At 73.2% G+C, this 9,264-nt stretch carries 10 protein-coding genes; 3 read left to right on the forward strand and 7 right to left on the reverse strand.

Going from position 1 to position 9,264, the window contains the following annotated elements; translation table 11 throughout:
- From C3486_RS35290 to rimP, 4 genes are all read right to left on the reverse strand, one after another.
- Positions 1-902 (reverse strand): translation initiation factor IF-2 N-terminal domain-containing protein (locus C3486_RS35290; RefSeq protein ID WP_181138796.1); only part of this gene is annotated, 902 nt, incomplete at its 3' end.
- A 149-nt stretch (positions 903-1,051) separates the two neighbouring features.
- Positions 1,052-1,330, reverse strand: a complete 279-nt coding sequence (locus C3486_RS35295; RefSeq protein WP_103836951.1) for a YlxR family protein — start codon at positions 1,328-1,330, stop codon at positions 1,052-1,054.
- A 120-nt stretch (positions 1,331-1,450) separates the two neighbouring features.
- Positions 1,451-2,443: a transcription termination factor NusA gene (gene nusA, locus C3486_RS35300; RefSeq protein WP_103836952.1), complete on the reverse strand. Its 993-nt coding sequence runs from the start codon at positions 2,441-2,443 to the stop codon at positions 1,451-1,453.
- A 2-nt stretch (positions 2,444-2,445) separates the two neighbouring features.
- A complete protein-coding gene (gene rimP / locus C3486_RS35305) occupies positions 2,446-2,994 on the reverse strand; it encodes a ribosome maturation factor RimP (protein ID WP_103836953.1) in 549 nt (182 codons plus the stop codon).
- A gap of 160 nt (positions 2,995-3,154) precedes the next feature.
- Here rimP and C3486_RS35310 point away from each other — a divergent pair, with 160 nt between their 5' ends.
- The 3 genes from C3486_RS35310 (at position 3,155) to C3486_RS35320 (ending at position 5,193) form a co-directional block, all read left to right on the forward strand.
- The gene (locus tag C3486_RS35310; RefSeq protein ID WP_103836954.1) at positions 3,155-3,715 is read left to right on the forward strand and encodes a hypothetical protein; all 561 of its coding nucleotides are present in this window, start codon (positions 3,155-3,157) and stop codon (positions 3,713-3,715) included.
- Complete coding sequence (locus C3486_RS35315) at positions 3,715-4,212, forward strand: ferritin-like domain-containing protein (RefSeq protein WP_103836955.1); 498 nt, start codon at positions 3,715-3,717, stop codon at positions 4,210-4,212. Before C3486_RS35310 ends, C3486_RS35315 begins: the two co-directional genes overlap by 1 nt.
- A gap of 66 nt (positions 4,213-4,278) precedes the next feature.
- Complete coding sequence (locus C3486_RS35320) at positions 4,279-5,193, forward strand: aminoglycoside phosphotransferase family protein (RefSeq protein WP_103836956.1); 915 nt, start codon at positions 4,279-4,281, stop codon at positions 5,191-5,193.
- A gap of 222 nt (positions 5,194-5,415) precedes the next feature.
- On the opposite strand, the gene C3486_RS35325 is transcribed toward C3486_RS35320, so the two are convergent.
- From C3486_RS35325 to C3486_RS35335, 3 genes are all read right to left on the reverse strand, one after another.
- Positions 5,416-7,116: a proline--tRNA ligase gene (locus C3486_RS35325; protein ID WP_103836957.1), complete on the reverse strand. Its 1,701-nt coding sequence runs from the start codon at positions 7,114-7,116 to the stop codon at positions 5,416-5,418.
- 135 nt (positions 7,117-7,251) lie between these two features.
- On the reverse strand, positions 7,252-7,785 hold the full coding sequence (locus C3486_RS35330) for a GNAT family N-acetyltransferase (RefSeq protein WP_103836958.1): 534 nt from the start codon (positions 7,783-7,785) through the stop codon (positions 7,252-7,254).
- Between the two features lie 176 nt (positions 7,786-7,961).
- Entirely contained in the window at positions 7,962-8,804 is an 843-nt protein-coding gene (locus tag C3486_RS35335; RefSeq protein ID WP_103836959.1) for a GNAT family N-acetyltransferase, read from the reverse strand.
- Positions 8,805-9,264: the final 460 nt, after the last annotated feature.

A 9,264-nucleotide genomic window follows, 5' to 3' on the forward strand; every position in this document is an offset into this window, starting at 1 on the left:
CCCGGACGCGGGCCGGCCGCCGGACGCTGCGGCATCATGCCCGGGTTCGGGCGCGCGCCGCCGCCGGGACGGGGACCGGCCTGGCCGGCGCCGCCCTGCGGACGGGGCATGTTGCCCGGGCTCGGACGGTTACCACCGGGAGCCTGCGGGCGCGGACCGCCCTGGCCGGCGCCCTGCGGACGCGGGCCGCCGGGGCCGCCCTGGCCACCGGGGCGCGGCGCGCCGCCGGGACGGGGGGCCTGCGGACGGGCCATGCCCGTGGAGCCGCCGGAGGTGAAGGGGTTGTTGCCCGGACGCGGGCCCTGCGGGCGGTTGCCGCCGGGGCGCGGACCCTGCCGGTCGCCGCCGGGACGCGGGCCCTGGCGGTCGCCGCGGCCCTGGCCGCGGTCCTGCCGGTCCTGGCCGGGACGGGCGCCCGGACGCGGGCCGGGGGTCGCGCCGGGCTTCGGCGCGGCCGGCGCGGACGGCGGAGCCTGGAACTCGGGCTGCGCGGGCGCGGCCGGAGCAGGCTTGGGAGCCGGCTTCGGGCCGGGCGTGGGGCGCGGGCCCGGAGTGGGCGCCGCGGGAGAGGGGGTGCTGCTCTTCGGTGCCTCGGGGGCGGCCGGAGCCGCGGGGCCCGGCTTGGGGGCACCCGGCTTCGGGGCAGCAGGACGTGCCGCCTGCGCCGGGGAGGGCGCGGACGGCTTCGCCGGCGCGGACTTGCGCGGCGCCGAGGGCTTGCCGGCGGCACGGCCGTTGCCGTTGCCCGCCTGGAAAGCGTCGGTCAGCTTGCGAACAACCGGCGCCTCGATCGTCGAGGACGCCGAACGGACGAATTCACCAAGTTCTTGGAGCTTGGCCATGACGACCTTGCTCTCTACTCCGAACTCCTTGGCGAGTTCGTATACCCGGACCTTAGCCACTTCGCTCCTTCTAGGTCCGGGTTGTCCACCGGACCGTCGCTACTTCATGGGCGTACTCATCGCGTACTCATCGAGTGCTCATCGCAATCTCGACCTACTTCCGACTCGCGAGGTACCTGACCGCACGGTTTTCCGTGCGACGTGCTGTCTTACGGTGTCGCCTGCTCGACGTACTGGCGCAGGGCCGTGGTGTCGAGCGGTCCTGGGCCTCTGAAGGCCCTGGGGAACGCCCGGCGGCGCACCGCCAGGTCGAAACAGACCAGTGTGGGGTGCACGTAAGCACCCCGGCCGGGCAGCGTACCGCGCTGATCGGGGGTGCACTCACCATCGATCACCACGATGCGCAGCAAATCGCCCTTGGCCGCTCGCTCCCGGCATCCCACACAGGTTCGCTCAGGGCATGCGCGGGCATGCGTCCGGCCAGACACTGCTTAAGTCTACCTCCCCGTAGCGGTCCCACTCCTATGGGGTAAGGACCGAACGGCTGCTCATATTCCCTCGTGGCTGACAATCGACGCCGGCGGCACCGGCCGCCGGCGCCGTACGGATCAGCCCTGCCGCTCCGGCGTCTCGGTGTCCGGGCGGATGTCGATCCGCCACCCGGTGAGCCGGGCGGCGAGCCGGGCGTTCTGCCCTTCCTTGCCGATGGCCAGTGACAGCTGGTAGTCGGGGACGGTGACCCGCGCGGAGCGCGCGGCCAGGTCCACGACCTCGACCTTGGAGACCCGGGCCGGCGACAGCGCGTTCGCCACCAGCTCCGCCGGGTCGTCCGACCAGTCGACGATGTCGATCTTCTCGCCGTTCAGCTCGGCCATGACGTTGCGGACGCGGCCGCCCATCGGGCCGATGCAGGCACCCTTGGCGTTCAGCCCCGACCTGGTCGAACGCACGGCGATCTTCGTACGGTGACCGGCCTCACGGGCGATGGCGGAGATCTCCACCGAACCGTCCGCGATCTCCGGGACCTCCAGCGCGAAGAGCTTCTTCACCAGGTTCGGGTGGGTGCGCGACAGGGTCACCGACGGACCCCGGACACCCTTGGCCACGCGGACCACGTACGAGCGCAGCCGCGTGCCGTGCTTGTAGTCCTCGCCCGGGACCTGCTCCTGCACCGGCAGGATGGCCTCCAGCTTGCCGATGTCGACCAGGACGTTCTTGGGGTCCTTGCCCTGCTGGACCACGCCGGTCACGACGTCGCCCTCGCGCCCGGCGTACTCGCCGAAGGTCACGTCCTCCTCGGCGTCCCGCAGCCGCTGCAGGATGACCTGCTTGGCGGTGGTCGCCGCGATCCGGCCGAAACCCGACGGTGTGTCGTCGAACTCGCGGGCCTCCTGGCCCTCCTCGAGGTCGGCCGGGTCCTCCTTCGCCCACACGGTCACATGGCCGGTGTTGCGGTCCAGCTGCACGCGCGCGTGGCGGCGGCTGCCCTCGGTGCGGTGGTACGCGATGAGGAGGGCCGACTCGATGGCCTCTACCAGCAGGTCGAAGGAGATCTCCTTCTCCCGCACCAAACCCCGCAGGGCACTCATGTCGATGTCCACGGCTACGCCTCCTCCTGGCTCTCGTCGTCGGTGTCGTCTTCTGCGGGGGCCGCGCCCTTGGCGGCGCCCGGAGCGGTCTTGCGGTTGAACTCGATCTCCACGCGCGCCTTGGCGATCTCGCTGAAGGCGACCCGGCGGGCGGTGGGCTTGCGCCCCTTCACGCCCGGTACTTCGAGGTCCAGGCCCTCGTCGTCGACGGCGGTGATCCGTGCGACCAGCTCGCCGCCCTCGTGCAGCTGGGCCTTGATCAGGCGGCCGATGGCCCGGCGGTAGTGCCGCTGCTCGGTGAGCGGGCGGTCGGCGCCGGGCGAGGTGACCTCCAGGGTGTACGCGACGTCCCCCATGGCGTCCGCGTCGTCCAGCGCCTGCGAGACCTCACGGCTCAGCTCGGCGCACTCGTCCAGCTGGACGCCCTCGTCGGAATCGACCACGATCCTCAGCACACGCCGCTTGCCCGCGGGGGTCACCTCGATCTCTTCCAGATCCAGGTCTCGCGCGGCGACCAGCGGTTCAAGCAGTCCGCGCAGCCTCTCGCTCTGGGTGGTGCTCATCCGGGTGACTCCTCGGCCGCGTGTGCTGTTGTGGGATGGTCGCGTGTCTGGCCAAAGCCTATCTGTTCCGGCGGGGTACTGACGATTCCGTGCGCGGGCGCGGTTACGCTCGCCTGCGGTGATCACCAGATCACCACCCGCAGACCCCGGGAAGAGGACCGTGCCGCAGCCGAGTACCCACACGAGGAGAAGAGTCCTGCTGGCAGGAGCCGCGCTCGGCAGCGCGGCACTGCTCACGGGCTGCTCCGAGCAGTCCGCCGCGTCCGACGACATGGACAGCGCGGCCGGGCGCGCCCTGCTCGACAAGGGCGCGCGGGACAGCGGCGCGCTGCTGGCCCGCTACGACGCGACACTCGCCGCACACCCCGGCCTGGAGCGCAGGGTCCGTCCGCTGCGGGACGAAGTCGCCCGGCACGTCGGCGCGTTCGAGAAGCCCGAGGCCACCGGCACCGCCTCGGCACCGCCCTCCGCCGCCGCCTCCCCGTCCCGTACGCCCGGACGGCCGCGGCACGCCCCGAAGGTGCCCGGCACACAGCAGCAGGCCCTCGCCGCCCTCGCCGAGGCCGAACGGCACACGGCCGACCTGCGGACGGCCGCCCTGGTGAGCGCCCCGCCGGAGGTCGCGCGACTGCTCGCCTCGGTCGCGGCGGCCGGCGCAGCCCACGCCTACCTGCTCGAAGCGCACGACGAGCACGACGAGAAGGACGGGAAGAACGCCTGATGCCGGCGGAGAAGCAGCACAGCCCGGAGCACAAGGCCGAGCTCGACGCCCTGCAGAACACCCTGGCCGCCGAACACGCCGCGCTCTACGGCTACGGCGTGGTGGGCGCCCGGGTCGGCCACGCACGGCGCAAGGAGGCCCAGGACGGCTACGACGCGCACCGCGCGAGCCGCGACGAACTGAGCCGCCGCGTGATCGCCCTCGGCGCCCGGCCCAAGGCCGCCGCCGCGGCGTACGCACTGCCGTTCCCGGTGCCCGACGCGGCGGCCGCCGTCCGGCTCGCCGCCGAACTGGAGGACCGCGTGGCCGGGGCGTACGCCGACCTCGTACGCGCCACCTCGGGTGCCCGGCGGCGCTCGGCGGCCGGATCGCTCCGGGCGGCAGCGGTGCGCGCGGTGCGCTGGCGCGGCAGCGGCGTAGCCTTCCCTGGGCTCGCCGAACGCACCACGGCCGGCAGCCCGTCGCCCACCGCGACCGGATCCGCCGACGCGCTCTGAGCGCGCCGCGGACCCACGGGCCCGGCCGGTCACCCCGGCACCGCCGACGAAAGGGACAGCTCCAGCATGGCAACGGCACCCATCGAACCGCCGAGACGGCTGGTGCGCGCGATCGGTGACGATCCCGGAAGCCCCGCGCGCGCCTGGCTGGACTCGCTGCCGGACCGCGTCGCGGAACGGCTGGCGGCATGGGAGCTGACGCCGGAACGGGTCCACGAGCCGGGCGGCCGCGCCAGCCTCCTCGTCCTGGTCACACAGGCGGACGGCACGCCCGCCGCACTGAAGTTCCCGCTGCCCGGACAGCCCGGCGCCGCACTGGAAGCGGCCGCGCTGACCCGCTGGGACGGCTGGGGCGCGGTACGGCTGCTGCGCGCCGACCCCGACGGCGGCGCGCTCCTCCTGGAACGCCTCCGCAGCGGCGTGTCACTGCGCTCCCTCCAGGAGGCCAAGGCCCTGCTGGAGGCCGCCGGCACGGTCCGCCGGCTCTGGGTACCGCCCGGCGACGACCACCCGTTCGAAACACTGGCCGACCGGACCGAGGCCGCCGTGGCAGCACTGCGGGAACGGGCCGCGGCGGCCCCGTCCGCGGCCCCGCTCGTCGACGAGGCCGCCGAGCTGCGCCGCTCCCTGGCCGCCGACGCGCCGGAGGAGGTCCTCCTGCACGGCGCGTTCCGCCAGGGCAAGGTGCTGGCCGGGCACCGTACGCCCTGGCTGGCCGTCGGCCCCCGCCCGGTCGTCGGCGAACGCGCGTACGACCTGGTCGGCCTGGTCCTGGACCGCATGGAAGACCTCGCGGCCGGCACCGGCGCCGCCTCCGCCGCCCGCCGCCGCGTCGCCAAGCTCGCCGACTCCCTCGACATCGACCGCGACCGCCTGCGCGCCTGGACCCTCGTAGGCGCGGTAGAAGCCGGCCTCCGGGCCGTATCGTCGGGCGACCGCGCCCGCGGCGAACTCCTGCTGGAGTTCGCCACCTGGCTGTAGCACAAGCCGGAAACAAGCCTGTTCGGGTGGCGCTGCACGTCGGTGGCCGGGGGTAGCTCGAGGACGTACCTCTCGCATCAAGCCCGCCCGGCGATTGAGGACGTGCCTCCGCCGAACCAAGCCCGTCCGGCGATTGAGGACGAGCGGCCGCCAGGCCGCGATACACGGGGTACGGAAACGGGCCCGCACGCCACCGCACGGGCCCGCCCCCAACGTCGGAAACTACGCGCTGAGGCGCGCCACCGCCTCCTCGACCGTGACCTCCTCGCGCTCCCCCGTCCGCCGGTCCTTCAGCTCGACGACGCCCTCACCGGCACGGCGCCCCACGACCAGGATCGTGGGCACACCGATCAGCTCCGCGTCGGTGAACTTCACGCCCGGCGAGACCCCGGCACGGTCGTCGACCAGCACCCGCAGCCCCGCGGCGCCCAGCTTCTCGCCGACCTCCAGCGCCAGCTCCGTCTGCTTCGCCTTGCCGGCCGCCACGACGTGCACGTCGGCCGGGGCGACCTCACGCGGCCAGCACAGGCCGGACTCGTCGTGGGTCTGCTCGGCGAGCGCCGCCACCGCGCGGGAGACGCCGATGCCGTACGAGCCCATCGTGACCCGCACCGGCTTGCCGTTCTGGCCGAGGACGTCCAGCTCGAACGCGTCGGCGTACTTGCGGCCCAGCTGGAAGATGTGGCCGATCTCGATGGCCCGGTCGATGACCAGCCCCGCACCGCACTTCGGGCAGGGGTCGCCCGGCTCGACGACGACCACGTCGAGGTAGTCGTCCACCTCGAAGTCACGGCCGGCGACGACGTTCCGCGCGTGCTTGCCGTCCTTGTTGGCACCGGTGATCCAGGACGTGCCGGGCGCGATGCGCGGGTCGGCGATGTACCGGAAGGACTTGCCCGCCAGGCCCTGCGGGCCGATGTAGCCGCGTACCAGGTCCTCGCGGCCCGCGAAGTCCTCCGCGGTGACCGGCTCCACGACGGCCGGCGTCAGGTGCTCACCGAGCTTGCCGAGGTCCACCTCGCGGTCGCCCGGCACGCCCACCGCGACGATCTCGCCGTCCACCTTGACCAGCAGGTTCTTCAGCGTGGCCGAGGCCGGCACGCCCAGGTACTCGGCGAGGGACTCGATGGTCGGGGTGTCGGGGGTGTCCAGCTCCTCGATCTCACCGATGCCGGTCGCGTCCGAGGGCTCGACCTTGACGGTGACGGCCTCGGTGTTGGCCGCGTAGTCGCACTGCGGGCAGTCGACGAAGGTGTCCTCACCGGCCGCTGCGGGCGCGAGGAACTCCTCGGACGCCGAGCCGCCCATGGCGCCGGAAACGGCCGAAACGATGCGGTAGTCCAGGCCCAGGCGCGCGAAGATCTTCCGGTACGCCTCGCGGTGCAGCGCGTAGGAGTGCGCCAGGCCCTCGTCCGTGGTGTCGAAGCTGTACGAGTCCTTCATCTGGAACTCGCGGCCGCGCAGCACGCCGGAGCGGGGCCGCGCCTCGTCCCGGTACTTCGTCTGGATCTGGTACAGCATGACCGGCAGGTCCTTGTAGGACGTGCACTGGTCCTTGACCGTGAGGGTGAAGATCTCCTCGTGGGTCGGGCCCAGGAGATAGTCGGCGCCCTTGCGGTCCTTCAGGCGGAAGAGCAGGTCACCGTACTCCTCCCAGCGCTGGCTCGCCTCGTACGGCTCCTTGGGGAGCAGCGCGGGCAGCAGCACCTCCTGGGCGCCGATGGCGTCCATCTCCTCGCGGACCACGCGCGAGATGTTCTCCAGCACCTTCTTGCCCAGCGGCAGCCAGGTCCAGATGCCGGCGGCGGTGCGGCGGACGTACCCGGCGCGGACGAGCAGCTTGTGGCTGGCGGTCTCGGCGTCGGCCGGGTCGTCGCGCAGCGTCTTGATCATCAATCGGGACATGCGCTGGACCTGGGCCATGGTGATTCTCCTGCGTAAGAAAGGGTTCTGGAGCGAGGTTATCGGGCCGGGCGTCGCGCACGGAAATGGATACCGCTCCCCCGGCTCCCCGGGAGGCCGCACCGGCCCCGCCCGGCACGCGCGGGCCCGTGCCCGTCAGCGGGCCAGCGGCAGCGGCGCGCCCATCACGGCGTACGGAGCCGGGGCGCTCGGGAAGATCACGCGGCGCGCGAGGTCCTGGTAGCCGAGCGAGCGGTAGAGCGCGCGGGCCGGGCTCTCGGTGTCGATCGCGGACAGGATGCTCCGCGGGTACGGCGCCTCGTCGGTGATCCGGGTGATCAGCGCCCGGCCGATGCCGCGCTTCTGGTACCCGGGGTGGACGTGCAGCTCGGTGATGACGAAGGAGTCGTCCAGCCAGAAGTCCTGTCCGGTGCTGCGCAGGTACGGCTCGACGACGCTGGACCACCAGTGGGAGCGGTCGTTGGGCAGGCCGTACACGAAGCCGGCCAGCCGGCCGTCGGGCGTGGTGGCGCCCAGGGCGCGGGCTCCGGGGGTGGTGAGGTGGCGCAGCACGATGTGGCGGCGCACGCCGACCTCGTCGTCGGTCAGGCCGAAGGCGAGCGCCTGCACGGCCAGCGCCTCGTCCACGCGGGCAGCCAGGTCGAGCGGTCCGACCACGACGTCATCCATGGTCGGGAGCGTACACAGCCCGGGCGGTGAACACGATCGGTCCGGGCGTGCCCGACGCTTACGGGCACGGTACGCGTCAGACGCGCATGAAGACCGTACGGGCGCACATGAAGGCCGTACGGGCGCGCATCAAACCGTGCGCGCCGGACGCGCAGCGGCACGGACGGCAGCAGGCGTCAGAACAGCACGCTCATGAACGCGCCGACTTCCTTGAAGCCGACGCGCCGGTAGGCGGCCCGGGCCGCGGTGTTGAAGTCGTTGACGTAGAGGCTGACGATGGGCGCGACGTCGGCGAGGGCGTAGCGCAGTACGGCGGCCATGCCGGTCTCGGACAGGCCCTTGCCGCGGTACTCGGGTGCGACCCAGACGCCCTGGATCTGGCAGGCGCGCAGGGTGGCGGCGCCGATCTCGGCCTTGAAGACGACCTTGCCGTTCTCGACCCGTGCGAAGGAGCGGCCGGCGCCGACCAGCTCGGCGACGCGTGCCTGGTAGAGCAGCCCGCCGTCGCCGGCGAGCGGCGAGATGCCGACCTCCTCGGTGAACATGGCCACGCACGCCGGCATGATCAGGTCCATCTCGTCCTTGCGGATCCGCCGGACGTACGGGTCGGGCGCGACCTCGGCGGCGGGCTCGGTGGTGACCATCAGCGGCTGGTGGGCGCGGACCTCGCGGGCGGGGCCCCAGGCGGGCTCCAGCAGGGACCACAGCTCGGCGGTGGGGGCGGCGGGGCCGACGATGGAGGAGCAGCGGCGGCCCTGTCTGCGGGCCCGCTCGGCGAAGGCGCGTACGGCTTCGGGGGTGGCGCAGACGGGGACGAGGTTGGCGCCGGCGTAGCAGAGGGACTCCAGCCGGCCGTTCTCGTACCAGCCCCACATCTCGCCGCCGAGCCGCCAGGGGTCGAGCCCGGCGACCTGGACGCGGGCCGCGACGAAGGCGTTGGCGACCGGGTCGCGGTCCAGCACCGCGAGGGCGTCGTCGAGCTCCCCGGGCTCAAGCACCTTGGTGGTGGTCGTCAGCACGTGTCGGTTTGCCTCACCGTGACAGGGCCGTGGCCGTAAGAGAGCAGGTCCAGGCACTGTACCTCGCGTACCCGCAATGCGCCCCCGCCGCTCTTCGGAGAGAGGGACGGGGGCGCGAATGCATCTGTCGGGGTTTTGCGACGGCCCGCCTCGGGTTGTCGCGGGGCGCCCCTGCGGCTGTCGCGGGGGCGCCTTGCGGTTGTCGCGGGGAGCGCTTTGCGGTTGTCGCGGGCGCGCCTTGCGGTTGTCGCGGGCGCGCCTTGCGGTTATCCACAGGGGGCGCGGGGGTGGGGAGGCGGGGGCTAGGTTCGGGGGTGTGCGGTGGAGGCGGGGGAGGGGCCTCGCACCGGGGTGGTGGGGAGAGGGAGGGGCCCTGCCAGGTGCGCGAAGAAGCGCAGCTCAGCCCGCAACCGCCACCGAAGGCTCCCCCGAAGCCACCCCGTCCTTCTCCATCTGCTCC

This window comes from Streptomyces sp. Ru73 (assembly GCF_002920575.1).
In the GTDB taxonomy this organism is placed as follows: Bacteria; Actinomycetota; Actinomycetes; order Streptomycetales; family Streptomycetaceae; genus Streptomyces.

What these genes read in the sequence shown, in the direction of transcription:
- rimP (WP_103836953.1), bottom strand. Translation starts at nt 2,994, where the DNA reads ATGAGCACCACCCAGAGCGAGAGGCTGCGCGGACTGCTTGAACCGCTG.
- C3486_RS35315 (WP_103836955.1), top strand. Translation starts at nt 3,715, where the DNA reads ATGCCGGCGGAGAAGCAGCACAGCCCGGAGCACAAGGCCGAGCTCGAC.
- C3486_RS35320 (WP_103836956.1), top strand. Translation starts at nt 4,279, where the DNA reads ATGGCAACGGCACCCATCGAACCGCCGAGACGGCTGGTGCGCGCGATC.
- C3486_RS35325 (WP_103836957.1), bottom strand. Translation starts at nt 7,116, where the DNA reads ATGGCCCAGGTCCAGCGCATGTCCCGATTGATGATCAAGACGCTGCGC.
- C3486_RS35330 (WP_103836958.1), bottom strand. Translation starts at nt 7,785, where the DNA reads ATGGATGACGTCGTGGTCGGACCGCTCGACCTGGCTGCCCGCGTGGAC.